The organism is Variovorax sp. UC122_21, from assembly GCF_044056785.1.
Classification (GTDB): domain Bacteria; phylum Pseudomonadota; class Gammaproteobacteria; order Burkholderiales; family Burkholderiaceae_C; genus Variovorax.
Genome location: NZ_CP172004.1, coordinates 973,878 through 998,097 on the forward strand (window position 1 = coordinate 973,878; position 24,220 = coordinate 998,097).

Annotated in this window: 19 protein-coding genes, 3 tRNA genes and 4 pseudogenes; 10 read left to right on the forward strand and 16 right to left on the reverse strand. The window is 68.2% G+C overall.

Going from position 1 to position 24,220, the window contains the following annotated elements; all coding sequences use genetic code 11:
* Positions 1–239: 239 nt before the first annotated feature.
* Together ACHMXE_RS16880 and ACHMXE_RS16885 are read right to left on the reverse strand one after the other, a co-directional pair.
* On the reverse strand, positions 240–1,121 hold the full coding sequence (locus ACHMXE_RS16880; RefSeq protein ID WP_395348780.1) for an ABC transporter permease: 882 nt from the start codon (positions 1,119–1,121) through the stop codon (positions 240–242).
* A complete protein-coding gene (locus ACHMXE_RS16885; protein ID WP_203202734.1) occupies positions 1,118–2,068 on the reverse strand; it encodes an ABC transporter permease in 951 nt (316 codons plus the stop codon). The genes ACHMXE_RS16880 and ACHMXE_RS16885 overlap by 4 nt, the downstream gene beginning before the upstream one ends.
* Positions 2,069–2,185: 117 nt before the next feature.
* Here ACHMXE_RS16885 and ACHMXE_RS16890 point away from each other — a divergent pair, with 117 nt between their 5' ends.
* A complete protein-coding gene (locus ACHMXE_RS16890) occupies positions 2,186–2,479 on the forward strand; it encodes a YfhL family 4Fe-4S dicluster ferredoxin (RefSeq protein WP_203202733.1) in 294 nt (97 codons plus the stop codon).
* Here the strand turns inward: ACHMXE_RS16890 and ACHMXE_RS16895 are convergent.
* Positions 2,465–2,917, reverse strand: a complete 453-nt coding sequence (locus ACHMXE_RS16895; RefSeq protein WP_395350301.1) for a hypothetical protein — start codon at positions 2,915–2,917, stop codon at positions 2,465–2,467. The genes ACHMXE_RS16890 and ACHMXE_RS16895 overlap by 15 nt on opposite strands.
* A 123-nt stretch (positions 2,918–3,040) precedes the next feature.
* Entirely contained in the window at positions 3,041–3,673 is a 633-nt protein-coding gene (gene pth, locus ACHMXE_RS16900; protein ID WP_057595144.1) for an aminoacyl-tRNA hydrolase, read from the reverse strand.
* Between the two features lie 141 nt (positions 3,674–3,814).
* On the opposite strand from pth, the gene ACHMXE_RS16905 reads away from it, so the two are divergent.
* Together ACHMXE_RS16905 and ACHMXE_RS16910 are read left to right on the forward strand one after the other, a co-directional pair.
* Positions 3,815–4,441: a hypothetical protein gene (locus ACHMXE_RS16905; protein ID WP_281080887.1), complete on the forward strand. Its 627-nt coding sequence runs from the start codon at positions 3,815–3,817 to the stop codon at positions 4,439–4,441.
* A gap of 79 nt (positions 4,442–4,520) precedes the next feature.
* A complete protein-coding gene (locus tag ACHMXE_RS16910) occupies positions 4,521–5,051 on the forward strand; it encodes a hypothetical protein (protein WP_395350303.1) in 531 nt (176 codons plus the stop codon).
* 52 nt (positions 5,052–5,103) lie between these two features.
* On the opposite strand, the gene ACHMXE_RS16915 is transcribed toward ACHMXE_RS16910, so the two are convergent.
* The 5 genes and pseudogenes from ACHMXE_RS16915 to ACHMXE_RS16935 all read right to left on the reverse strand — a co-directional run bounded on the left by ACHMXE_RS16915 (position 5,104) and on the right by ACHMXE_RS16935 (position 10,485).
* Positions 5,104–5,748, reverse strand: coding sequence for a 50S ribosomal protein L25/general stress protein Ctc (locus tag ACHMXE_RS16915; RefSeq protein ID WP_203202730.1), 645 nt, complete (start codon positions 5,746–5,748; stop codon positions 5,104–5,106).
* A gap of 135 nt (positions 5,749–5,883) precedes the next feature.
* Entirely contained in the window at positions 5,884–6,858 is a 975-nt protein-coding gene (locus tag ACHMXE_RS16920; protein WP_203202729.1) for a ribose-phosphate pyrophosphokinase, read from the reverse strand.
* 151 nt (positions 6,859–7,009) lie between these two features.
* Positions 7,010–7,086: transfer RNA gene (locus tag ACHMXE_RS16925), tRNA-Gln, on the reverse strand.
* Positions 7,087–7,158: 72 nt separating this feature from the next.
* A complete protein-coding gene (gene ispE, locus ACHMXE_RS16930) occupies positions 7,159–8,049 on the reverse strand; it encodes a 4-(cytidine 5'-diphospho)-2-C-methyl-D-erythritol kinase (protein ID WP_203202728.1) in 891 nt (296 codons plus the stop codon).
* A gap of 536 nt (positions 8,050–8,585) precedes the next feature.
* A pseudogene (locus ACHMXE_RS16935) lies at positions 8,586–10,485 on the reverse strand (tetratricopeptide repeat protein).
* A gap of 71 nt (positions 10,486–10,556) precedes the next feature.
* Between ACHMXE_RS16935 and mutM the strand changes: the two are divergent.
* From mutM to mutY, 3 genes and pseudogenes are all read left to right on the forward strand, one after another.
* Positions 10,557–11,367, forward strand: a pseudogene (mutM, locus tag ACHMXE_RS16940) (bifunctional DNA-formamidopyrimidine glycosylase/DNA-(apurinic or apyrimidinic site) lyase).
* Positions 11,368–11,476: 109 nt separating this feature from the next.
* Positions 11,477–13,444, forward strand: coding sequence for a dynamin family protein (locus ACHMXE_RS16945; protein WP_395350305.1), 1,968 nt, complete (start codon positions 11,477–11,479; stop codon positions 13,442–13,444).
* Between the two features lie 70 nt (positions 13,445–13,514).
* A pseudogene (mutY, locus tag ACHMXE_RS16950) lies at positions 13,515–14,554 on the forward strand (A/G-specific adenine glycosylase).
* A 25-nt stretch (positions 14,555–14,579) separates the two neighbouring features.
* Here mutY and rapZ read toward each other — a convergent pair.
* The 3 genes and pseudogenes from rapZ to ACHMXE_RS16965 form a co-directional block, all read right to left on the reverse strand.
* A complete protein-coding gene (gene rapZ / locus ACHMXE_RS16955; RefSeq protein WP_203202723.1) occupies positions 14,580–15,455 on the reverse strand; it encodes an RNase adapter RapZ in 876 nt (291 codons plus the stop codon).
* Between the two features lie 31 nt (positions 15,456–15,486).
* Positions 15,487–17,173: pseudogene (gene recN, locus ACHMXE_RS16960) on the reverse strand (DNA repair protein RecN).
* A gap of 1 nt (position 17,174) precedes the next feature.
* The gene (locus ACHMXE_RS16965) at positions 17,175–18,080 is read right to left on the reverse strand and encodes an NAD kinase (protein WP_203202721.1); all 906 of its coding nucleotides are present in this window, start codon (positions 18,078–18,080) and stop codon (positions 17,175–17,177) included.
* A 30-nt stretch (positions 18,081–18,110) separates the two neighbouring features.
* On the opposite strand from ACHMXE_RS16965, the gene hrcA reads away from it, so the two are divergent.
* The 4 genes from hrcA to greB all read left to right on the forward strand — a co-directional run bounded on the left by hrcA (position 18,111) and on the right by greB (position 20,061).
* Positions 18,111–19,118 (forward strand): heat-inducible transcriptional repressor HrcA, encoded by a 1,008-nt coding sequence (gene hrcA, locus ACHMXE_RS16970; protein ID WP_093341149.1) that lies wholly within the window; start codon positions 18,111–18,113, stop codon positions 19,116–19,118.
* A gap of 39 nt (positions 19,119–19,157) precedes the next feature.
* Positions 19,158–19,234: transfer RNA gene (locus tag ACHMXE_RS16975), tRNA-Ile, on the forward strand.
* 69 nt (positions 19,235–19,303) lie between these two features.
* Positions 19,304–19,380: transfer RNA gene (locus ACHMXE_RS16980), tRNA-Arg, on the forward strand.
* A gap of 105 nt (positions 19,381–19,485) precedes the next feature.
* The gene (greB, locus tag ACHMXE_RS16985) at positions 19,486–20,061 is read left to right on the forward strand and encodes a transcription elongation factor GreB (protein WP_395350308.1); all 576 of its coding nucleotides are present in this window, start codon (positions 19,486–19,488) and stop codon (positions 20,059–20,061) included.
* On the opposite strand, the gene ACHMXE_RS16990 is transcribed toward greB, so the two are convergent.
* From ACHMXE_RS16990 to ACHMXE_RS17005, 4 genes are all read right to left on the reverse strand, one after another.
* Positions 20,062–22,317: a bifunctional (p)ppGpp synthetase/guanosine-3',5'-bis(diphosphate) 3'-pyrophosphohydrolase gene (locus ACHMXE_RS16990; protein ID WP_209541818.1), complete on the reverse strand. Its 2,256-nt coding sequence runs from the start codon at positions 22,315–22,317 to the stop codon at positions 20,062–20,064. It lies immediately after the preceding gene.
* 95 nt (positions 22,318–22,412) lie between these two features.
* Positions 22,413–22,616 (reverse strand): DNA-directed RNA polymerase subunit omega, encoded by a 204-nt coding sequence (gene rpoZ / locus ACHMXE_RS16995; protein ID WP_057595157.1) that lies wholly within the window; start codon positions 22,614–22,616, stop codon positions 22,413–22,415.
* A gap of 30 nt (positions 22,617–22,646) precedes the next feature.
* Entirely contained in the window at positions 22,647–23,267 is a 621-nt protein-coding gene (gene gmk, locus ACHMXE_RS17000; RefSeq protein ID WP_203202718.1) for a guanylate kinase, read from the reverse strand.
* A gap of 20 nt (positions 23,268–23,287) precedes the next feature.
* Positions 23,288–24,211 carry a YicC/YloC family endoribonuclease gene (locus tag ACHMXE_RS17005; protein ID WP_395350311.1) on the reverse strand — a complete coding sequence of 308 codons (924 nt, stop codon included), beginning with the start codon at positions 24,209–24,211 and terminating at the stop codon, positions 23,288–23,290.
* Positions 24,212–24,220 lie beyond the last annotated feature (9 nt).

Consider the following 24,220-nt stretch of genomic DNA (forward strand, 5'->3'; position numbering starts at 1 on the left):
GGATCGGGCAGCCGGACGCAGAGGACGCGAAGGATTCGCGAAGGACGCGAAAGAACAGCCTGAAAGGGGTGGGGTGCGCGCGTGCGCAAGCCCTGCCCCGTGGCGAGAAGGCGTGAGCGAAGGTGGCGCGGCGTTCGCCCGGCAACAGCCCACTTCATTTGGTATTCCTTTCGCGTCCTTCGCGTAACCTTCGCGTCCTCTGCGTCCGGCTGTCCGAATTCAGTCATCACCCACCCCCTTCACCGAGCCCGCGCCAGGCGCGGATCGAGCAGATCGCGCAGGCCGTCGCCCAGCAGGTTCAGGCCCAGCACCGCCAGCGCGATGGCCATGCCCGGGAAGACGGCCAGCAGGGGCTGCTGGAACATCAGGGTCTGCGCCTCGCTGAGCATGCGGCCCCAGGACGGCTGCGGCGGCTGCGTGCCCAGGCCGAGGTAGGACAGAGCCGCCTCGGCCAGGATCGCGATGGCGAAGCGGATGGTGATCTGCACGATCAGCACCGCCGAGATGTTGGGCAGCACGTGCTGCATGGTGATGGCGAAGCTGCCCTTGCCGCAGGCGCGGGCCGCTGCCACGTACTCGCGCGACCAGATGGCGTTGGCCGAGGCGCGCGTGATGCGCGCGAAGGTGGGGATGTTGTAGATGCCGATGGCGATGATGGCGTTGACGATGCCCGCGCCGAAGACGGCCGTCATCATGATGGCCGAGAGGATGGCGGGGAAGGCCAGCGAGAAGTCGGAGAAACGCATGATGGCTTCTTCGACCCATCCCCGGCGCGCTGCGGCCAGCAGGCCCAGGGCGGTGCCCACGACCAAGCCGATGCCGACCGCGATGACGCCCACCAGGATGGACGCACGGGCCCCCACCAGCAGCAGCGAGGCCACGTCGCGCCCGAAGGCGTCGGTACCGAGCCAGTGGCTGGCCGAGGGCGCCTGCATCTTGTTGGCCATGTCCATGGCGTAGGGCGAGTAGGGCGTCCAGAGGTAGGAGACCAGGGCCGCGAGCAGCAGCAGGGCGGCGAGCACGCCGCCGATGACGAAGCTGCGGTGATGGCGCGCGCGTTGCCAGAAGCCGGGCAGTTTGAGGGCGGCGCCGCTCGGAGGAATGGATGCAATGGCGCTCATATGTCGCTCGCCTTGATGCGCGGGTCGATGACGGCATAGAGCACGTCGACCACGAAGTTGACGATGACGACCATGGCCGCGAGCAGCATGACGCAGTTGCGCACGACGATGAGGTCGCGGTTGCTGATGGCCTGGAAGATCAGGCGGCCCAGGCCCGGCAGGTAGAACACGTTCTCCACCACGATGGTGCCGGCGAGCAGCTCGGAGAACTGCATGCCCATGACGGTGATGACGGGGATCAGGGCGTTGCGCAGCACGTGGGTCCAGAGCACCGCGCGCTGGGTCACGCCCTTGGCGCGCGCGGTGCGCACGAAGTCCTCGCGCATGACCTCGAGCACGGCCGAGCGTGTGATGCGCGCGAGGATGGCCGCCTGCACGACGGCCAGGGACAGGGCGGGCAGCAGCAGCGACTTCAAGCCAGCGAAGACGCCTTCGCCCCAGCCGTCGAAGCCACCGGCGGAGAACCACTGCAGCTGCACGGAGAAGACGAGGATCAGCAGGATGGCGAACCAGAAGTTGGGGATGGCGATGCCGACCTGGGTGAGGCCCATCAAGCCGACGTCGCCGAGCTTGTTGTGGCGTGCGGCGGCGGTGACGCCCACGAGCAGGGCGAGCACGGTGGTGAAGGCCATGGCCAAGAGGGCCAGGGGGACGGTGAGTGCGAGGCGCTCGAGGATGAGGTCGAGCACGGGGGAGCTGTAGGCGTAGGAGTCGCCGAGGTCGCCGGTGAGCAGGCCCGCGATCCAGTGCCAGTAGCGGGTCCAGGCGGGTTGGTCGAGGCCGAGCTTGGTGGCCAGGGCGGCGACGGCTTCGGGCGCGGCATCCGGTCCCATGAGCATCTGCGCGGCGTTGCCGGGCAGGATCTCCAGGACCAGGAAGACGATGATGGAGGCGCCGATCAGCGTGCCGATCAGCGTGGCAAGGCGCTTGAGAAGAAAGAGGCTCATGGGGCGGGGCGCAGCATAACCCGACAACTGCAACAAGCGTGCCGTAGCACCGGATCCCCGAGGGGATCGCTCTCCCACGTTGCCGCCGGGGACTCCGTCAGCGGGGATAATCGCGGCATGGCCCTCATGATCACCGACGAATGCATCAACTGCGATGTCTGCGAGCCGGAGTGCCCGAACGATGCGATCTACATGGGCGAGGCGATCTACGAGATCGATCCGCACAAGTGCACCGAATGCGTGGGCCACTTCGATGAGCCGCAGTGCGTGCAGATCTGCCCCGTGGCCTGCATCCCGATCAACCCGGCCCACGTGGAAAGCCGCGAGACGCTGATGCAGAAGTACGAGCGTCTCACGGCAACGAAGGCCGCGCTGCCGCAGCCTCCGTCCGCACCCTCAGCCGGCGTCTGAAGCCGCGGGCTTGCGGCGCTTTTTCTTCGCGCCGCCTTCCTCCGCGGGCTTCGATCCCGGTCTCTCTCCGTAGCTCGCCGTGGCCTTGCGCGGCTCGGCCGCGAGCCTGGCGGCACGCGCTTTCTCGAGGCGCTCCTGGGCTTCGAGCCTGCGTTGCGCGAGGGCAGCGCGCTGGGCATCCTGCGCGGCGCGTTGGTCGCGCTGATGCGCCTGCTTTTCCTCGGACAGCCGCGTGCGTTCGAGCCGGTCGGCGAGCTTCGCGTTGCGCTGCGTGGCTTCGTCGGCGGCCCGGCGATCGTCGTCGGTGCGCACGTCGTCCACCTTCACCGTCGTTCCGCCCGCGCAAGGTCGGTCGCTGTAGCTGTTGCCGCAGCGCCAGGTCGACGTGCCCGGCTGCTGCGCGAATGCGCTCGTCACTGCACAGACGCCGATGGCCATCGCGCTCGCGACGATGGACCGGTGCATGCGGTGCGTCCTTCTCGTTCTCTCCCTCGTTGTCGACATCGTTCTTCTCTCCCTCTTGCTTCGCGCTCTGCTGGCGCTTCCCGCGATGAACGCTGGCTAGGGTGCGGCGGGCGCGCTGCCGTCGCCAGGCTCGCGCCGCGGCGGCTTGGGCCGGGGCGGTTTGCTCGTGTGGATGGTGGCCGTGGCCTTTTCCATTTCGCCCGCGAGCAGCGCGGGCAGGGCATGCAGGCTGCGCACGATCGCGTCGTCGATCGCGTCGCGCTGTTCCTTCAGCGGCTTCTTGAGCACCCAGTTGATCACCTCCGACTTCACGCCGGGATGGCCGATGCCGAGGCGCAGCCGCCAGTAGTCGCCGGTGCCGAGCTGCGCATGGATGTCGCGCAGGCCGTTGTGGCCCGCATGGCTGCCGCCGAACTTGAGCTTGGCCTGGCCGGGCACCACGTCGAGCTCGTCGTGTGCCACGAGGATTTCTTCGGGTGCGATCTTGAAGAAGCGCGCGAGCGCGGCGACCGACTTGCCCGAGAGGTTCATGAAGGTCTGCGGCTCGAGCAGCCAGATGCTCTGGCCGCCGATGTTTGCGCGTGCCGCGAGACCGTGGTAGCTGCGCTCGGGCACGAGGTTGAGCTTCCAGTCGCGCGCGAGGGCGTCGATCCACCAGAAGCCGGCGTTGTGCCGAGTGGCTTCGTATTCAGGCCCGGGATTACCGAGGCCGACGAACAGTTTGATCATGAGCGAATTATCGAGGGCCGGTATCGGACGTCCGGCTGTTGCTTCGAAGAGTCAGATGCTGTCTCCAGGCAATTATTTTGTAACTGAAGAAATCTTCCCTCACTACGATCGCGACTCCATCCAACAAAAAGAGGAGAAGTCTTGAGCCATTCATTCCTAGAAAACCTGCGTCGCGTCTCGCACGTGATGTGTGTCGCGGCCGCGGTCGTCCTGACCGGTTGCGCATCGCACTATGTCGACGGCGCGACCAGGGAAATCAACGCCAGCGAGTACCGCAAGCCCGCGACGCCGAAGCCCGTGCAGGTGGCCTTCGAGTTCCAGACCAAGGGCGTTGCGAACGCCCAGGCAACGAAGGTGCTGCAGCCGAAGGTCATCGAGAAGGTCAAGGCCAGCGGCCTGTTCTCCTCCGTCGAGGAAAAGCCCGTCCAGGGCGGCGCGCTGTTGAGCGTCAAGCTCAACAACGTTCCGCTGACCGACGACATTTTCCAGAAGGGCTTCGTGACGGGACTGACCTTCGGCCTCGCCGGCTCGCAGGCCTCCGACGGCTATATCTGCACCGTGAGCTACATGGGCGAGGGCCAATCCAGCCCCATCGTGAAGACGGCCCGGCATGCGATTCACACGACGATGGGCGCCACCGCGCAACCGGGCAACGCCAGGAAGGCCGCATCGATCGAGGAGGCCGTGTTCTCGATGGTCAGCCAGATCATGAGCAATGCACTGAACGATCTTTCGAAGGATCCAGCCTTCGCCGCCAACAACAACTGATCCAGGGGAGAAAGACACCATGAACAAGTTCGCCATTTCATTCCGTCGCATCGCCGCCGTGCTTTTCTGCACCGCGGCCATGGGCCTGGTCGGCTGCGCGCAGGTCAAACTCGCCGAGCCGGTGGCCAGCGCCGACAACATCCAGAAGGCCAAGGCCGGGGGCATCGGTCCGGTTTCCGTCGGCGAGTTCAAGCTCGCGGAGGGCAAGGACCGCTCGCTCGATCTGAAGGTCAGCATTCGCAGCAACACCTTCTTCTCGCCCTACGACAGCTCGCTGTCGAAGTACCTGGCCGAATCGCTGAAGGCCGACCTGAGCGCCGCGGGCGTGCTCGAGCCGGGAGCGTCGCGTTCCATTCGCGGTGAACTCACGCAGAGCACGGTCGACGCCCCGATGGGACGCGGCACCGCATCCCTGGCCGCGCGATTCATCGTGGAGGATCAGGGACGCAAGACCTACGACAAGGAGCTCAGCACCAAGGCGGACTGGGAGTCTTCGTTCGTGGGCGCGATCGCGATTCCCGATGCCATCAACCAGTACGTCGCGCTGTACAAGAAGCTCGTGGGCGAACTGCTGGACGACCCGAACTTCCGCAAGGCCGTTGCGCGTTGAGCCATGAAAAAAGCCCACCGGTCGGTGGGCTTTCTTCTTGAAGAGGCAGGAATTACTTCTTGCCGGACTTCTTGGCGGGCGCCGCTGCGGGAGCAGCTTCGGCAGCGCCTTCGGCAGCGGGTGCCGGCTCTTCGGCGACCAGCGGCGGCACGGCCGAGACCACGACCGGGTTGGTCTTGCCGTGGCTCACGAACTTCACGCCCTTGGGCAGCTTGATGTCGTTGACGTGCAGCGTGGCGTTCTTCTTCAGACCCGAGAGGTCGATCTCGATGAACTCGGGCAGGTCGCTGGGCAGGCAACTGACTTCGAGTTCGGTCATCACGTGGTTCACGAGGTTGTGGTCGAGCTTGACGGCATCGGACTCTTCCTCGCCCTTGAAGTGCAGCGGCACCTTCATATGCAGGCGGGTCTTGGCATCGACGCGTTGGAAGTCGATGTGCTGGACCAGCTGGCGGAACGGGTGGTACTGCACGTCGCGCAGCAGCACCTTGCTCACGCTGCCGCCGAGTTCCATCTCGAGGACGGAGGCGTGGAAGGCTTCCTTCTTCAGGGCGTGCCACAGCGCGTTGTGATCGAGCTCGATCAGTTGCGGCTGGCCTTCACCACCGTAGACGATGCCGGGCGTCTTGCCCGAGATGCGGAGACGGCGGCTCGCACCCGTGCCCTGCTTGGCGCGCTCGAAAGCGACGAATTTCATAGTTAACTCCTTGGAGCGAAGGCACGACGGCCATTTCGCTTCTTGAGCGCCGACCGCGACCAGTGCAGCGCCGGTTTCAAAATGACTTCCCGAGCGGGGAAGCCGGCTTTTTGCCCGAACGGCAGGAGCGCAATCTCAGAAGAGATTGTCCTGGTCCGAGAACAAACTCATCACCGACTCGCCCTTGGCAATGCGCTGGATCGTCTCGGCGATCAGCGGAGCCACGGAGAGCTGGCGGATCTTTCCGCAGCCGTTGGCGCTGTCGGAAAGGGGGATGGTGTTGGTCACGACCACCTCGTCGAGGGCCGTGCCCTTGCTGAGGCGCTCGATCGCGGGGCCCGAGAAGATCGGGTGCGTGCAGTAGGCGTAGACGCTCTTGGCACCGCGTTCCTTCAGCACTTCGGCCGCTTTGACCAGCGTGCCCGCGGTGTCGATCATGTCGTCCATGATCACGCAGTTGCGGCCGTCGATCTCGCCGATCACGTTCATGACTTCGCTGACGTTGGCCTTGGGGCGGCGCTTGTCGATGATGGCGAGGTCGCAGTTCAGTTGCTTGGCCAGTGCGCGCGCACGGACCACGCCGCCGACGTCGGGCGAGACCACGATCAGGTCTTCGTAGTTCTTGGCGCGCAGGTCGCCCAGCAGCACGGGCGAGGCGTAGATGTTGTCGACCGGGATGTCGAAGAAGCCCTGGATCTGGTCGGCGTGCAGGTCCATCGTGAGCACGCGCTCGACGCCCACGGTTTCCAGCAGGTTGGCCACGACCTTGGCCGAGATCGGCACGCGGCTCGAGCGCGGGCGGCGGTCCTGGCGGGCATAGCCGAAATAGGGAATCACGGCGCTGATCCTCTCGGCCGAAGCGCGCTTGAGCGCGTCGACCATGATCAGCAGTTCCATCAGGTTCTCGTTGGTCGGGGCGCAGGTGGACTGCACCACGAACACATCGCGTGCCCGCACGTTCTGATTGATCTCGACGGTGACTTCACCGTCGGAGAAGCGGCCTACGCGGGCGGCACCGAGGGTGGTGCCCAGGTTGCTCGCGATTTCTGCGGCAAGGCCCGGATTGGCATTGCCGGTGAAAACCAAGAAATCAGGATGGTGAGCCTGCATGAGCGCGTCCCGGCTGAGCGATTTGGCTTGGGAAAGCCGCCAAAGAGTTACGAGTCTTGGCGACCCTGGGGCCGCCGATTATTGCAGCGGGTCCAGGGACCGCGGCTTCAAAAAGAAACTACGGCCCGCGGGCCGTAGTTTCTGAAAGATTTGGCAGGGGAGAAAGGATTCGAACCTTTGCATGCTGGAATCAAAATCCAGTGCCTTAACCAGCTTGGCGACTCCCCTACACAGGTTGATGGTTTGCACCACCCACCGATATATGTCGCATCGAAACGCCTGGGCGCTCCGATCAGTTCCTCAGTCTGCCCAACCCCGGAGTGGATGAGCAGCCAGATTGTTGCATTGGCGAACCTGCCAGCCCGTGGGGCCCGAAAGCAGTTCCGCGTTCTGCGGTTCCTGCTGCATTCGGGCGAACACCGAACTTCCGGAGCCGGTCATCCTGGCATCGAGTCCTCGAGCGCCGAGCCAATCGATGGCTTCGGTGATCGCGGGACAGAGCCGCTGGGCAACCGGCTGCAGGTCGTTGTGGCCGAAATCGAAAACTTCCTCGCCGAGGCGAAAGGGGTTTTGATCGTCGTGCTGTTCGCGTACTGCAGCAAAGCCCGTGATTATAGCAACAGGACTGGCCCGTTGCAGATCATCCGCAGAAAAAATTAAACGGGTATCCAGTCCCTCGCGTGGCTTGACCACCACGAAGCGTGCGGACGGCAGTTCGATCGGGCGGATTTTCTCGCCGATGCCTTCGACCCAGGCGTTGTGGCCCGAGAGGAAGAAAGGCACATCGGCGCCCAGCGTCAGGCCGATGCGCGCGAGCTCCGACAGGGGCAGCCGCAGCTTCCAGAGCCGGTTGAGCGCCAGCAGGCAGGTCGCGGCATCGGACGAGCCGCCACCCATGCCGGCCTGCGAGGGCACGTGCTTCGCGACGCCGATGTGCGCGCCCTGGCCCGGCGCCGCATGGGTCTGCAGCGCGCGCGCGGCGCGCAGCACGAGGTCGTCGGCCGGCAGCGGCACGGTCAGGTCCTCGCGGCTCAACTGGCCGTCGCCGCGCAACTCGACGTGGAGCGTGTCGCACCAGTCGATCAGCATGAAGACCGACTGCAGCAGGTGGTAGCCGTCGTCGCGCCGGCCGGTGACGTGGAGGAAGAGGTTGAGCTTGGCCGGCGCGGGAAGGTCGTAGATCGCCTTCATGACGCCGGCATGCGCTCGAACACGATGCGCAGGTCGGCCCGCGGCGTCGGCGTCTCGCGCACGGCCTGCAGCCGGCCGCTCGCGAGCTGGCCGAGGTCTGGGCGCCAGCCGGGCACGGGGTCGTTGCGCCCGTCGAGCCAGCCGAACAGCGCGGCGACCGGAATCGCGGCGCCGGTGGCGGCCTCGATCAGCGCGTCGAGCGAGGCATAGCGCCGGGTGTCGTTGCCGTTCTTCGAGCAGCGCCTCGCCGGGCGACCAGTGCAGCTGGGCCAGCGTGCTGCCGATCGGCGTGGTGAGCGAGAGCTCGCCGGTCTCGGGCGAGCCGCGAAGTTCGAACAGGGCCGAGAAGGTCTGCACCGGCTCGCTGTCGACGCGCAGCGACATGCGGCCGCTCCAGGCATTCGTTGCGCGCGGCACGGAGGCCTTCGAGCCGCCCGTGAGCTGCGCGCAACCGGCCACCGAGAAAGCGGCGAGCGATGCCAGCAGCAGACGCCGGCGGCCGTCGGACCGCTCGGCGGGGACCGCGAGCGCCACCATCAAGGCTTGACCCGCAGGCGCTTGAGCGTTTCCTGCAGGGTTTCGTTGTCGGCGTCGCTCAGCAGCGCTTCCTTCCAGATCGTGACCGCGCGGTCCTTCTGGCCGATGCTCCACAGCACTTCGCCGAAGTGCGCGCCGATCTCCGGATCGGGGCGCGTCTTGTAGGCGGCCTCGAGGATGCGGATGGCTTCGGCCGTGTTGCCGAGCCTGAACTCGACCCCAGCCCAGGCTGTCGGCGATGAACGGGTCTTCGGGCGCGAGCTGCACGGCCTTCTGGATCAGCGTGCGGGCTTCCTCGAGCCGGATCTTGCGATCGGCGAAGGAGTAGCCGAGGGCGTTGTAGGCGTTCTGGTTCTCGGGCTTGAGCTGCATCAGCCGGCGCAGCAGCCGCTCCATCTCGTCGAGGCGGTCGAGCTTCTCGGCCATCATGGCCTGGTCGTAGACGAGGTCGGTGTCGTCGGGCGCGGCGGCCGACGCCTGGGCCAGCATGTCGTAGGCGGCCTGGAACTGCTTGGCGTCGCGCAGCAGCTGCACCTCGGCCAGGAACTTCTGCTTCTTGTCCTCGGGCGTGCGCTCGGGCAGGCCGCGCACGAGCTCGCGTGCCTGCGGCAGCTTGCCCTGGCGGGCCAGCAGGCCGGCACGGCGGGTCTGTGCGATCGTCAGGTCGTCTGTGCTGTCGATGCGCGCGAGCCAGCGCTCGGCGCCGGTGAGGTCCTTGCGCCGCTCGGCCAGTTGCGACAGCAGCAGGTAGGCCTGCGTCATGCCGCGGTTGCGGTCGACGGCTTCGGGCTGCGCGGGGGCCGGCTGGCTGCTGGCCAACTCGAGGTAGCGCTTGAGCGAGGTTTCGGCCGCCGCGTCCTGGCGTGCCTGGGCCTGCAGGCTGCCGAGCAGCAGCCAGGGTTCGGCGAGCTCGGGGCGCGCGACGGTCAGCGACTGCAGCTGGCTCGAGGCCTCGGCGTAGCGGCGGTTCTCGACCAGCACGCGCGAATAGGCCACGCGCAGTTCGGGCGAGGCCTTCGGATTGCCTGCCAGGTAGCGCGTGACGATCGGTTCGGCCAGCGGCTGGCCCGGATCGATGAGTTCGAGCGCGAGCGCTGGCGGCGCATCGGAGGCCGGATCGGCCTGCTGGCCCTTGCGCGCGGCCTCGAGCGCACCCGCGTTGTCGCCGGCATTGAGGCGCAGCCGACCCACCGTGGCCCAGGCCAGGCCCGCCGTCGCGGGATTCTTGAGCTCGTCGGTCAGCGCCTGCTCGACCACCGTGGCGGCGAGCTTCTTGTCGGTGGCGCGCGAGTAGTTGCGCGCGATCACGGCCATCAGCAGCGGCCGCTCGACCTGCGGGCTGGCCGCGATCTCGGCGCGCAGCAGCTCGGTCGTGTCGCCGATGCGGTTGAGCAGGATCAGGATCTGCAGCTCGAAGCGGCGTGCGTCGCGCGAGTTGGGCACCGTGTCCTGCCAAGCGCGTGCCGCGGCGAGGGCGGCATCGCCCGAGCGCGATTGCAGCGCGATCTCGATCGCGCGCTGGAACAGCCTGCCGTCGCGCAGCCTGCGTGCCGCGTCGAGCACGTACTGGTAGCCCGAACCGGGATCGCCCGAGCGCGCGCTGAGCTCGCCCATGAGGATCTCGTAGAACATGTCGGCGCTCAGGGCCGAGGGTTGCGGCGCGGGATCGGCCGCGGCTGCTGCCGTAGCGGGCTTCGCGGGCGCCGTGCGCGCGGGCGGCTTGGCGGGCTGCGGGCTCGCGGGAGTCGCCGGCCTGGGCGGCGCGCTGCGTTCGATGATGGGAGCCGGGCTGTCCGGCGCGGCGGGGTCGGAGGACTGCGCGTGGACGTGGGCGGCGCAGGCCAGGAGCACGAGTGACGCTACCGCCGCAAGGCGGTGTCGGCGGGGCGATGGAATCATCGAACCATAATAATCCATGCATTTGAACGAGCACCGCGTGGGGCTTCGTGTCACGCAGTTGTTGGAGCCCCATGCCTGAGCTACCCGAAGTCGAAGTCACGCGGCGCGGAATCGCCGACCGCATCGCCGGCGCGCGCATCGATGCCGTGCGCATCGGCAAGCCGCTGCGCTGGGCGCTGATGGTGGCGCCCGAACTGCTGGTGGGCCGCCGCGTGCGCGAGGTGCGCCGGCGCGGCAAATACCTCCTGATCGATCTCGACGTGGGCCTGCTGCTGCTGCACCTGGGCATGTCGGGCAGCCTGCGCTTCGATGCCGCCCTGCCCGAGCCCGGTGCGCACGATCACTTCGATCTCGTCACCGACCGCGGCACGCTGCGGCTCAACGATCCGCGCCGCTTCGGTGCCGTGGTCTACGTCGACGACGAGGCCGCGCCCTGGGCGATCAAGCTGCTCGGCGGGCTCGGCATGGAGCCGCTGGGCGAGGCCTTCGACCTCGATGCCTTCCATGCCGGCCTGCGCAAGCGCCGCACCGCGATCAAGCAGGTGCTGCTCGCGGGCGACGTGGTGGTGGGCGTGGGCAACATCTACGCCTCGGAGGCGCTGTTCCAGGCCGGCATCCGCCCCACGCTGTCGGCCGCGCGCATCAGCCGGCCGCGTGCTGCGCGGCTGCATGCCGCGGTCAAGGAGATCCTGGCGCGCGCGGTCGAGAAGGGCGGCAGCACCCTGCGCGACTTCTCCATCGACGGCCAGAACGGCTACTTCCAGCTCGAGGCCACGGTCTACGGCCGGGCCGGCGAACCGTGCCGGGTCTGCGGCACGCCGATCCCGGCTGCTGCGCCAGGGGCAGCGCTCGACCTATTACTGTCGGGTGTGCCAGAAGTGATCCGATGAACGGTCGCAGTGCCGCAGTCCGACCGGAGGTCAATGCGCGCGGATCACCCGGTTTTCAGATTGCGATGTTATATTTGTAAGAAAGTTTTTACATTTCCACCTTGAGCCGCTCCTTCAACCAACAACTCGATCAGCACGGTGCGTGGCGGAGCAACTTCGCCCATCGGCTGCAGTGGCTGTCCCGCTGGCTGACCGAGAACGAGCTGCTCGACCAGGCGGTGGCCGAGCGGCTGCGCGGGCTCGAATCGCAGATCCGCACCAGCAAGGTCATGGTCGCTTTCGTCGCCGAGTTCTCGCGCGGCAAGTCGGAATTGATCAACGCGATCTTCTTCGCCGGCTACGGGCGGCGTATCATGCCGGCGAGCGCGGGCCGCACCACCATGTGCCCGACCGAGCTCGGCTACGACGCCACGCTGGCGCCCAAGCTGCGCCTGCTGCCGATCGAGACCCGCCTGGAGCCGCACTCGCTCGCCTACTGGCGCGACCAGCCCGCGCGCTGGACCGAGATCGCGATCGACGTCGGCGATGCCGAGCGCCTGGCCCAGGCCATGGCCAAGGTGGCCGAGGTGCGCTGGGTCTCGCAGGACGAGGCGCGCGCGCTGGGCTTCTGGAACGAGGAGACGCCCGACGACAACCCGGTGCAGGACGCCGAGGGCCGGGTCGAGATCCCGCGCTGGCGCCATGCCGTGCTGAACATGCCGCATCCGCTGCTCGAGCAGGGGCTGGTGATCCTCGACACCCCGGGCCTCAACGCGATCGGCGCCGAACCCGAGCTGACGGTGAGCCTGATCCCGCAGGCGCACGCGGTGGTCTTCATCCTCGGCGCCGAAACCGGCGTCACCCGCTCCGACCTGTCGATCTGGCGCGAGCACCTGGTGACCGAGAACGAGGGCAGCGACACGCGCTTCGTGGTGCTCAACAAGATCGACACCCTGTGGGACACGCTGAGCACCCACGCGCAGATCGAGCAGCAGATCGAGCAGCAGCGCCAGGTCGCCGCCAAGCACCTCGACGTGCCGCTCGCGCAGGTGCTGCCGGTGTCGGCGCAGAAGGGCCTGCAGGCCAAGGTGCACCGCGACGCGCGGCTGCTCGAGGCCAGCCGCCTGCCCGCGCTCGAGGCCCTGCTGGGCCAGGGCGTGCTCGGCAAGCGCGAGACCATGCTGCGGCTGGCCGTCGATGCCGGCATGGCCGCGCTGCGGACCGAGGCCGAGCGCATCCTCAAGGTGCGCCAGCGCGACCTGGCCGAGCAGGCGCTCGAGCTGCAGGGGCTGCGCGGCAAGAACGTGTCGGTGATCCGGCACATGCGTGCGCGCATCGACCAGGAACAGAACGAGTTCGAAGGCAGCAACGCGCGCATCCTGGCGCTGCGCTCGGTGCAGGGCAAGCTGCTGCGCGAGGTCTACGCGGTGCTGGGCCGCACGGCGCTCAAGGCCGACATGGTGCGGCTGTCGGCCGCGCTCAAGCGCCCCGGCGTGAAGTTCAACGTGCGCAAGGTGTACGGCGAGACCTTCGACTCGCTGCGCAACAACCTGCGCGAGGTGCAGGCGACCACGGCCGAGATCCAGTCGATGCTGCACGCCACCTTCCGCCAGCTCAACGCCGAGCAGGGCTTCACCCTGCAGGCGCCGGCCGAGCCCGACCTCAGCGGTTTCGAGCAGGAGCTCAGCCAGATCGAGCGCAGCCACATCCACTACCTGGGCGTGGGCAACATGCTCAAGCTCGCGCAGGCCGACTTCTGCGACAAGCTGGTGCGCGCGCTCGCGAGCCGGCTGCGGCTGGTGAACGAGGCCGCCATGACCGAGGTCGAGCGCTGGAGCAAGGGCGCCAGCGCGCAGATCGATGCGCAGCTCAAGGAGCGCCGCCGCAACTTCAGCAAGCGCATCGAGGCGATCGAGCGCATCCAGAACGCGGCCGGCAGCCTCGACGAGCGGCTGCTCGAGCTGGCCACGCAGGAGAGCACGCTGGCCGGGCTGCAGCAGCGCCTGAGCGAGTTCACCGCGCTGATCGCGCAGCAGGGCAAGCCGTCCGCCACGGCGGCCGCGGGCGGCGAGCTGCGTGCCGCGGCCTGAGCACGGCGTGCCGGCGAGCGTTGCCGCGCGCACGCGCAAGCGCAGCCCCGAGGCGGCCGCGGCCGCCGCCTTGACACTCCCGGCGCACTTCGCCGAGCGGGTGGTTGCCTGGCAGCGCAGCCATGGTCGCAGCGAGCTGCCGTGGCAGAACACGCGCGATCCCTACCGCGTGTGGCTGTCGGAGGTGATGCTGCAGCAGACGCAGGTCACGACGGTGCTCGGCTATTTCGCGCGCTTCCTCGAGCGCTTTCCCGACGTGCGGGCGCTGGCCGAAGGCACCGAGGACGAGGTCTTCGGCTTGTGGAGCGGCCTCGGCTACACAGCCGCGCGCGCAACATGCACCGCTGCGCGCAGGAGGTGATGGCGCGCTTCGGCGGCAGCTTTCCCCAGACGGCCGCCGAACTGGCCACCTTGCCCGGCATCGGCCGCTCCACCGCCGCGGCCGTCGCGGCCTTCTGCTTCGGCGAGCGCGTCGCCATCCTCGACGGCAACGTCAAGCGCGTGCTGACGCGCGTGCTGGGCTTCGGCGAGGACCTGTCCTCGTCGGCCAGCGAGCGCCTGCTCTGGGACCACGCGACGCAATTGCTGCCCCCGGCCGACGACCGCGAGGCGATCGCGAGCTACACGCAGGGCCAGATGGACCTCGGCGCCACCGTCTGCCTGCCGCGCAAGCCGAGCTGCATGCTGTGCCCGGTCAACGACAGCTGCGTGGCGCGGCGCGAAGGTTCGCCCGAGCGCTATCCGGTCAAGACGCGCAAGCTGCGGCGCACGGCGCAGTCGCTGTGGGTGCTGCTGGCGCGCGACGCGAAGGGGCGCGTGTGGCTCGAGAAGCGGCCCGTCAAGGGCATCTGGGCCGGCCTGCATTGCCTGCCGGTGTTCGATTCGCACGACGAGCTGCTGGCCGCGCTGCCCGCGGCCGAGCGCGACCGCTGCGAGGACCTCGCGCCCTTCGTGCACGTGCTGACCCACAAGGACCTGCACCTGCATCCGGTGCGCATCGATGGCGGAACGCCGCAGGGCGACGCGGCGCGCTGGGTCGAGGCCGCGGAGTGGCTGGGCCTGGGACTGCCCGCGCCGGTGCGCAAGCTGCTCGAGAGCACCGGGGGCTGAGGCCCGGTCCCTCGCCCTTCTTTCTTCAGCTCGCGTCGAGTTCGCGGTGCCGCTTGAGCGCGCCCCAGCGCGCGCCGAAGCTGCGCGCCAGCTGCTCGACCAGGAACACCGAGCGGTGCTGCCCGCCGGTGCAGCCGATCGCCACCGTCACGTAGCTGCGGTGGTCGCGCGTGAGCGCATCGAGCCAGCGCGTGAGGAACTGCTCGATGTCCTCGTACATGCGCGCCACGTCGTCGTGCTCGCGCAGCCAGTCGGCCACCGGTGCGTCGCGGCCCGTCAGCGGCCGCAGCGTGGGCACGTAGTGCGGGTTGGGCAGCATGCGCACGTCGAACACGAAATCGGCATCGAGCGGTACGCCGCGCTTGAACGCGAAGGATTCGAACACCAGCGTCAGGCGGCTCTGCGGCGCCGAGATCAGCGACTTGACGTAGCTCTGCAGCTGCGCCGGCCGGATCAGGCTGGTGTCGATCACGTCGGCGCCTTCGCGCAGGTCGGCCAGCAGCTCGCGCTCGAGCTCGATGGCCTGCACCAGCACGCGCTGCTGGTCGGGCACGTCGGTGCGGCCTTCCTGGCTCGACAGCGGATGGCGGCGCCGGGTTTCCGAATAGCGGCGCAGCAGCGCATCGGTGGTCGCGTCGAGGAACAGCGAGCGCAGCGACACGCCGTCGCTGCGCAGCGCCTCGAGCTGCTGCGGCACGATCGGCAGCGAGACGCCGCTGCGCACATCCATCGCGATCGCCACGCGCTGGGCGTTCTGCGCGTGCTGCAGCGCGATGAAGGGCGTGAGCAGCTCGGGCGGCAGGTTGTCGACGCAGTAGTAGCCCGCGTCCTCGAGCGCATGCAGCGCGACCGACTTGCCGGAGCCCGACATGCCGGTGATGAGCACCAGGTCGAGGCTCATCGCGCGGCCCCGTGGTCTTGGCGCGCCGCCTTCATGAGGCGGCCGCCGGCGTCTTGTGGCCCAGCATCTCGCGCGCATGGGCGAGCGAGGTCTGCGAGACCTTCTCGCCGCCCAGCATGCGGGCGATCTCGTTCGCGCGGCTGTCGCCGTCGAGCAGCGACACGCCGCTCTCGGTGCGCGGGCCGTCCTTGCCGCCGGTTCCCGCGGTCTGCCGCTTGGCGACCACGAGGTGGTGGTCGGCGCAGGCCGCCACCTGGGGCAGGTGGGTGACCGCGAGCACCTGGCGGTCGCGGCCCAGCTGCTTCATGAGCCGGCCCACGGTCTCGGCAACCGCGCCGCCGACGCCCGAATCGACCTCGTCGAAGATCAAGGTCTGCGCGGTGCCGAGCTGGCTGGTGGTGACCGCGATCGCCAGCGCGATGCGCGAGAGTTCGCCGCCCGAGGCCACCTTGCCGATCTGGCGCGGCGTGCTGCCGGCGTGGCCGGCGACCAGGAAGGCGATCTCCTCGAGACCGGCCTTGCCCGGCTGGGCCAGCGGCTGCAGATCGACCTCGAAGCGGCCGCCCTGCATGCCCAGGCCCTGCATCGCCTGCGTGACCGCCTGGGCCAGCTTCGGGCGCGGCCTGCTTGCGCAGCTTGCCGAGCGCGCGGGCCTCCTTCAGGTAGGCCTGCTGCGCCGCTTGCTCGGCGCGTTCCAGGCCTTCGAGGTCGCTCTGCGCGTCGAGCGCCTGCAGCTCGGCCTGCCAGCCGGCCAGCAGCGCCGGCAGTTCGGCCGGCGGGCGCTTGTAGCGGCGCGCCAGCGACATCCACAGGCTGATGCGTTCGTCGAGCTCGGCCAGCCGTTGCGGGTCGGTGTCGGCGTCGCGCAGGTAGCCGTGCAGCGAGTGCGCGGCGTCGGCGGCCTGCGCGATGCTCGAGGACAGCACTTCGCCGAGCGCGCGGAACTCGGGCTCGATGTGTTCGCAGTTCTGCAGCAGCGTGACCGCGCGCGAGAGCGCGGCCAGCGCGCCGTTGTCCTCGTCCTCGAGCGCTTGACTGGCGCCCTGGGCCGCATCGATCAGCGCCTGCGCGTTCGAGATGCGCGTGTGGCTCGACGACAGCTCTTCCCATTCGTCGGTGCCGGGCGCGAGCTTCGCGACCTCCGAGATCTGCCACTGCAGCCGCTCGCGCTCGCGCTGCAGCGAATCCTGCGTGCCGCGCGCCTGTTCGAGCGCTGACAGCGCCTGACGCCAGCCCTGCCAGGCGGCGTCGAGCGCATCGGTGCGCACGCCCGCGTAGGCGTCGAGCAGGCCGCGCACCGCGTCGGGCCGCGTGAGGCTCTGCCAGGCGTGCTGGCCATGGATGTCGAGCAGCCGGTCGCCGATGTCGCGCAACTGCGTGGCGGTGGCGGGGCTGCCGTTGATCCAGCCGCGGCTGCGGCCCTGCAGGTCGACGGTGCGGCGCAGCAGCAGGGCATCGCCCGCCTCGAAGCCGCCTTCGTCGAGCCAGGCCGTGAAGGCCGGATCGTGGTCGAACTCCGCGCTCACGTCGAGCCGCTCGGCGCCTTCGCGCACCGCGCCCGCATCGGCGCGATTGCCCAGCGCGAGCTGCAGCGCGTCGATCAGGATCGACTTGCCCGCGCCGGTTTCGCCGGTCAGCACCGTGAAGCCGCCCGACAGGTCGATCTCGAGGGATCGCACGATCACGAAATCGCGCAGTGCGATGCGTCTGAGCGCCATCTCAGGAGCCTCCTTCGTTCCAATGCAGTTTCTTGCGCAGCGTGTCGAAATAGCTCCAGCCGCGCGGATGCAGGAAGCGCACCCTGAAATCGGAGCGGCGCACCACCACGCGGTCGCCGATCGCGAGCGAGGCCAGCGATTGCATGTCGAAATTCGCGCTGGCATCGCGCCCGCCCACGAGCTCGATCACGATCTCGTCGGCATCGGGCAGCAGCACCGGGCGGTTCGACAGCGTGTGCGGCGCGATCGGCACCAGCACCCAGCCCGGCACCGCCGGATGCAGCAGCGGCCCGCCGGCCGACAGCGCGTAGGCCGTCGAGCCCGTGGGCGACGCGATGATCAGGCCGTCGGCGCGCTGGTTGGCCACGAAATGCTTGCCCACCGAGACCCGCAGCTCGACCATGCCCGAGGTCGCGCCGCGGTTGACCACCACGTCGTTCATCGCGAGCGCATCGAACACCACGGCGCCGTCGCGCATCACCTGCGCGTGCATCAGGCTGCGGTGGTCTTCCTCGTATTCGCCGGCCAGCATCGGGATCAGCGTGGCCTGGTAGTTGTCGAGCGGGATGTCGGTGATGAAGCCGAGCCGGCCTCGGTTGATGCCGATCAGCGGGATGCCGAAGGCCGCGAGCTGCCGGCCGATGCCGAGCATGGTGCCGTCGCCGCCGACCACCAGGCCGAGGTCGCACTGCTGGCCGATCTGCTCGACCGTGAGCGCTTCGTAGCGGTCGCCGGTGGGCAGGGCCTGGGCCGGTTCGCCTTCGCGCGGCTGCTCGACGTAGACCTTGCAGCCCTGCGATTCGAGAAAACTCGCGATGCCTTCCATCACGCTGTCGCGCTCGCCGCACCGGGCTCCGGAAGCCTGGTATTTGCCGATCAGCGCGACGTGACGAAAGGGAGAGGTCATGGCTACAAATTACAACACTAAAATCTTGCAATGCTGGACGACCGCGCCAAGTTGCTGCTCAAGACGCTCGTCGAGCGCTACATCGCCGAAGGCCAGCCTGTCGGCTCGCGAACGCTCTCGCGTTCCTCGGGCCTGGACCTCTCGCCCGCGACCATCCGCAACGTGATGTCGGACCTCGAGTCGCTCGGGCTGATCGCCAGTCCGCACACCTCGGCGGGCCGCGTGCCCACGGCGCGCGGCTACAGGCTTTTCGTGGACACCATGCTCACCGCGCAGCGCGAGCACCTGGCCGCGCCGAGCCTCGCGCCCGACCAGCCGCAGCGCGTGATCGCCAATGCGGCGCACCTGCTGTCGAACCTCTCGCAGTTCGTCGGCGTGGTGATGGCGCCGCGGCGCTCGTCGGTGTTCAAGCAGATCGAGTTCCTGCGCCTGTCGGACCGCCGGCTGCTGGTGATCATCGTCTCGCCCGAAGGCGACGTGCAGAACCGCGTGATCTTTCCCGAGGCCGATTACTCGCAGTCGCAGCTGGTCGAGGCCGCGAACTACATCAACGCCCACTACGCGGGCCTGACGATCGAGCAGGTGCGCGACCGGCTGCAGTCCGAGGTCGACACGCTGCGCGGCGAGATCGCGGCGCTGATGCAGGCGGCCGTGAAGGTCAGTTCTGACGTGCTGAGCGAATCGCAGGAAGACGACGTCGTGATCTCGGGCGAGCGCAACCTGCTCGCGGTCAGCGACTTCTCGAGCGACATGGGGCAGCTGCGCCGCGCCTTCGAGCTGTTCGAGCAGAAGGCGCAGCTGATGCGGCTGCTCGACGTGTCGAGCAAGGCCGAGGGCGTGCGCATCTTCATCGGCGGCGAAAGCCAGGTGGTGCCGGTCGAGGAGCTGTCCATCGTCAGCGCCAACTACGAGGTCGACGGCCAGGTCGTTGGCACGCTGGGCGTGATCGGACCGACGCGCATGCCCTACGAGCGCATGATCCAGATCGTCGATATCACGTCCAAGCTGGTCAGCAACGCGCTGAGCCACCGCAAGTAGCGAGGCACCTTTTCGGCGCGAATAGAATCGAGCCCACGTGGGCCGTTAGCTCAGTTGGTTAGAGCAGCGGACTCATAATCCGTTGGTCGCTGGTTCAAGCCCAGCACGGCCTACCACCCGTATTTTTGAGATTTGTTCCGACGGATCGGGAAGTCTCAAAAATGCATGCTATGATAGCAAGCTGTGCGGCTGTAGCTCAGTTGGATAGAGTACTTGGCTACGAACCAAGGGGTCGTGGGTTCAATTCCTGCCAGCCGCACCACTCTTCAAGGGTCAACTCGGAAACGAGTTGACCCTTTTCTTTTGGGTACGAGGCTCGTCCGCGCGGCGGACGCCACGCTTGTCTTTCGATCTCCGGAGGCGTCGCTTGAACAAGGCATTCACCAAGGAAACCGATTCCGACGCGGACGACGATGGCGCCGACGGCGCCATGCCGCCGCTGCCCGCGGGCGGCAAGAACTACATCACCCCCGCCGGCTATGCGCGGCTGCGCACCGAGCTGCTGCAGCTGATGGACGAGGAGCGGCCCAAGGTGGTCGAGGCCGTGCACTGGGCCGCCAAGAACGGCGACCGCTCGGAGAACGGCGACTACCTCTACGGCAAGAAGCGGCTGCGCGAGATCGACCGCCGCATCCGCTTCCTCACCAAGCGGCTCGAGATCGCCGAGGTGACCGATCCCTCGGTGCACCACGGCAGCGACCAGGTCTTCTTCGGCGCCACGGTGCGCTACGCGGACGAGAACGGCGACGAGCGCAGCGTGACGATCCTCGGCATCGACGAGGCCGACAGCGCGCAGTCGCAGGTCAGCTGGATCTCGCCGATCGCGCGGGCGCTGCTGAAGGCGCGGGAGGGCGATGTGGTCAAGCTCGTCACGCCGGGTGGCACGCACGAGGTCGAGTTGCTGTCGGTCGTCTATCCGGCGCCAGGGCCGGCCGCCGTGTAATCAGGCTGCCGGAACGGTGCGCGCCGCGGACAGCACCGAGGTGGTCCGGCGCACCGAGCGCAGCACCGCATCGAGGTGCGAGCGGTCGCGCACCGCGATCACGAAGCGCAGGTCGGTCGAATCCTGCGGCGTTTCGTCGGCCATCTCGACGTGGGTGATGTCGGCCTCGGCATCGGCCAGCGTGGCGGCCACGCGCGCCAGCACGCCCTTGTCGTTGCGCACGGTGATGATCACGCCGGTCTCGAAGGCGCGCGTCGGCTCGTCGGCCCACTCGACCGCGAAGAAGCGTTCGCTGTCCTTGTGGCGCAGGCGCTGGCCCACGCCGCAGGCCTCGGTGTGCACCACCAGGCCTTCGCCGTGGCCGAGATAGCCCACGATCGGGTCGCCCGGGATCGGCCGGCAGCACAGCGCGAAGCGCACGGAGGAGTTCTCGCTGCCGTCGAGCGTGACCGCGCCCTGCGAGATGGTCTCGTGCGAGATGAAGCGCTCGCGGCTCAGCAGCAGCGCGTCGGGGCGCTCGCCGAGCTCGGCCATGAGCGCCATCAACCGCTTGGCCACGATGCTCGCGATGCGCTTGCCCAGGCCGATGTCGGTCAGCAGTTCGGCGCGCGAGCGGTTGCCGGTGAAGCGCAGCAGCTTTTCCCACAGCGGCTGGTGCTCGGCATCGTCCTCGGGCAGCTTGCCCAGGCCTTCGGCGCGCAGGGCCTGCGCCAGCAGCTTCTCGCCCAGGCCTTCGGATTCGGCATGGGCGAGGGTCTTGAGGTAGTGGCGGATCTTCGAGCGCGCACGGCCGGTTCGCACGAAGCCCAGCCACGCCGGGTTGGGCGTGGACACCGGCGCGGTGATCACCTCGACCACGTCGCCGTTCTTGAGCTCGGTGCGCAGCGGCACCTGGTCGCCGTTGATGCGCGCGGCCGAGGTGTGGTCGCCGATGTTGCTGTGGATCGCGTAGGCGAAGTCGACCACGGTCGCGCCGCGCGGCAGCGCCATGATCTGGCTCTTGGGCGTGAAGACGTAGACGGCGTCGGGGAACAGGTCGACCTTGACGTGGTCCCAGAACTCCGCGGCGTCGCGCGTCTCGTCCTGGATGTCGAGCAGCGACTGCAGCCACTTGGTGCCCAGGCGATCGTTGCTGGCCGTGCTCGGGTCCGCGGCCTTGTAGAGCCAGTGCGCCGCCACGCCCGATTCGGCCACCACGTGCATGGCGTCGGTGCGCAGCTGGAACTCGACGCTGACGCCCGCCGGGCCCACCAGCGTGGTGTGCAGCGACTGGTAGCCGTTGAGCTTGGCGATCGCGATGTGGTCCTTGAACTTGCCCGGCAACGGCTTGTACATCTGGTGCAGGATGCCCAGGCCGGTGTAGCAGGCGATCACGTTCGGCACGATCAGCCGGAAGCCGTAGATGTCGGTCACCTGCGCGAAGCTCAGGTGCTTTTCCTCCATCTTGCGATAGATCGAATAGAGCGTCTTCTCGCGCCCCGCGATCCGCAGCGTCATGTTGGCGGCGGCGAAGGCGGTCTCGACCTCGCGCTGCACCTTCTGGATCAGGTCGCGCCGGCGGCCGCGCGCCTTGGCCACGGCCTTGGCCAGCGTTGCATAACGCCACGGCTTGAGGTGCCGGAACGACAGTTCCTGTAACTCGCGGTACGTTTGGTTGAGGCCGAGCCGGTGCGCGATCGGCGCGTAGATCTCGAGCGTCTCGCGCGAGATCCGCGCCCATTTCTCGCGCGGCGCATCGGCCAGCGTGCGCATGTTGTGCGTGCGGTCGGCCAGCTTGACCAGGATGACGCGCACGTCGCGCGCCATTGCCAGCAGCATCTTGCGGAAGGACTCGGCCTGGTTCTCCTCGCGCGTGTTGAACTGCAGCTTGTCGAGCTTGGTGAGGCCGTCGACCAGCTCGGCCACCGGCGCGCCGAAGCGCTCGATCAGCTCGGGCTTGGTGACGCCGCAGTCCTCGATGGCGTCGTGCAGCAGGGCGGCCATCAGGGCCTGCGCGTCGAGCTTCCATTCGGCGCATTGCGCCGCCACGGCGATGGGATGGGTGATGTAGGGCTCGCCGCTGTTGCGCAGCTGGCCCAGGTGGGCCTCGTCGGCGAAGCGGTAGGCGCGGCGGACCAGCTCGGTGTCTTCGGGGCCCAGGTAATCGAGCCGCGCCGTCAGGGCCGCGAAGCTGGCGGCGGCCGCATTCAGCGCCGCCGGGCTCGGCTTCGGCGTGCCCGCAGGGGCATGGGACTGAGATTTTGCGACCGCGCTCATGGCTATCACTTTAGCGTGACCGCTGTGTGGACGTGATCAGGCGTAAAAAAAGCACCGCGTCGCGGTGCTTTTCCGTTGCAAGCCTGCGTCAGCGATCAGCCGGGAACCTTCTTGAGCATTTCCAGGCCGATCTTGCCTTCGGCGATCTCGCGCAGCGCGGTCACGGCCGGCTTGTTCTTGCTTTCGATCTTCGGGGCATGGCCCTGGCTCAGCATGCGCGCGCGGTAGGTCGCGGCGAGCACGAGCTGGAAGCGGTTGGGGATCTGCTGCAGGCAGTCTTCGACGGTGATGCGGGCCATGATGGGATCTTTCGGTCGGTGAGCGTGGAATCAGGGGATGTTCAAGGCGGCGAAAGTGTCGGCACGCGCGCGTCGCTGTGCGGAGTACCGGAGCCGCTGAGCGTGGACGATCGCCTTGAGATCGAACAGTGCGCGCTCAAATAACTCGTTGATTATAACGAAATCGAATTTCCCGGCCTGCGCCATCTCTTCGGCGGCGTTCTGCAGCCGCAGTTCGATGACCGCGGCGCTGTCCTCGCCCCGGCGTTCCAGCCGCGAGCGCAGCTCCTCCCAGCTCGGCGGCAGGATGAAGATCATCACCGCGTTCGCGAAGGCCTTGCGGATCTGCAGCGCGCCCTGGAAGTCGATCTCGAGGATCACGTCGGCGCCCTGGGCGATCCGTTCCTCGATCGCCTTCTTGGAGGTGCCGTAGCGCTGCCCGTGCACATGGGCCCATTCGACGAAGGCGTCCGAGGCCACCATCGCATCGAACTCCGAGGTCGAGGCGAAGAAGTATTCGCGGCCGTGCTTCTCCTGTCCGCGCGGCGGGCGCGTCGTGTGCGACACGGAGGGCTGCACCGCCGAGTCGAGCTCCATCAGCGCCTTCACCAGGCTCGACTTGCCGGCCCCGCTGGGCGCCGCAACCACGAAGATGTTGCCGGGATAGTCCATGCTTTCCTTCACTCGCTCGCTCACTCGATGTTCTGGACCTGCTCGCGCATCTGCTCGATCAGCACCTTCATGTCCACGCCGATGCGCGTGAGTTCCAGCGCCGCCGACTTGGAGCCCAGCGTGTTGGCCTCGCGGTGCAGTTCCTGGATCAGGAAGTCGAGCCGCTTGCCGATCTCGCCGCCCTTCTTGAGCAGTCGCTCGATCTCGTCGAGGTGCGAGTTCAGCCGCGTCAGTTCTTCGGCCACGTCGATGCGGATCGCGAACGCGGTCGCCTCGGTCAGCGCGCGGTCCTGCGCCGCTTCGGGCAGCGTGCCGCCGCCGTTGGCGCCCAGGCCCATGGCCTCCTGCCAGCGTTCGAGGAAGCGGGTGCGCTGCTGTTCGACCAGCTGCGGCACCAGCGGGCCGGCCTGCGCGACCAGTTCGCGCAGCTGGCCCAGGTGGGCCTCGAGCATCTTGGCCAGCCGCGCGCCTTCGCGCTGGCGGGCCGACACCAGCGCCTCGAGTGCCTTGCCGGCCACCTCGAGCAGGTCGGCGCCCCAGTCGCCGCGCGGCGCGCTGTCGCTGCCGGCCAGCCGCAGCACGTCGGCCACGCTGAGCTCGCGCGCGCCGGGCAGCCAGGCCTTGATGCCGTCCTGCACGCCGTTGAGCCGTTGCAGCAGCTTGACGGAAGGCTCCGCCACGCCGCCCTGGGCATTGGTTTCGATGGCCGCGCGCAGCTCGACCTTGCCGCGCTTGAGGCGGCCGGTCAGCAGTTCGCGCAGGGCGGTCTCGTGCTGGCGCAGCTCTTCGGGGAGCTTGAAGGTGAGGTCGAGAAAGCGGCTGTTGACCGAGCGGATTTCGACCCCGAGCCGGCCCGCGGCGGAGGGCCGCGCGTCGGCTTCGGCGTGGCTGCCCGAGGGGCCGTTCTGGCCGCTGGCATAGCCGGTCATGCTGTAAACTGGCATTGCGCCTCT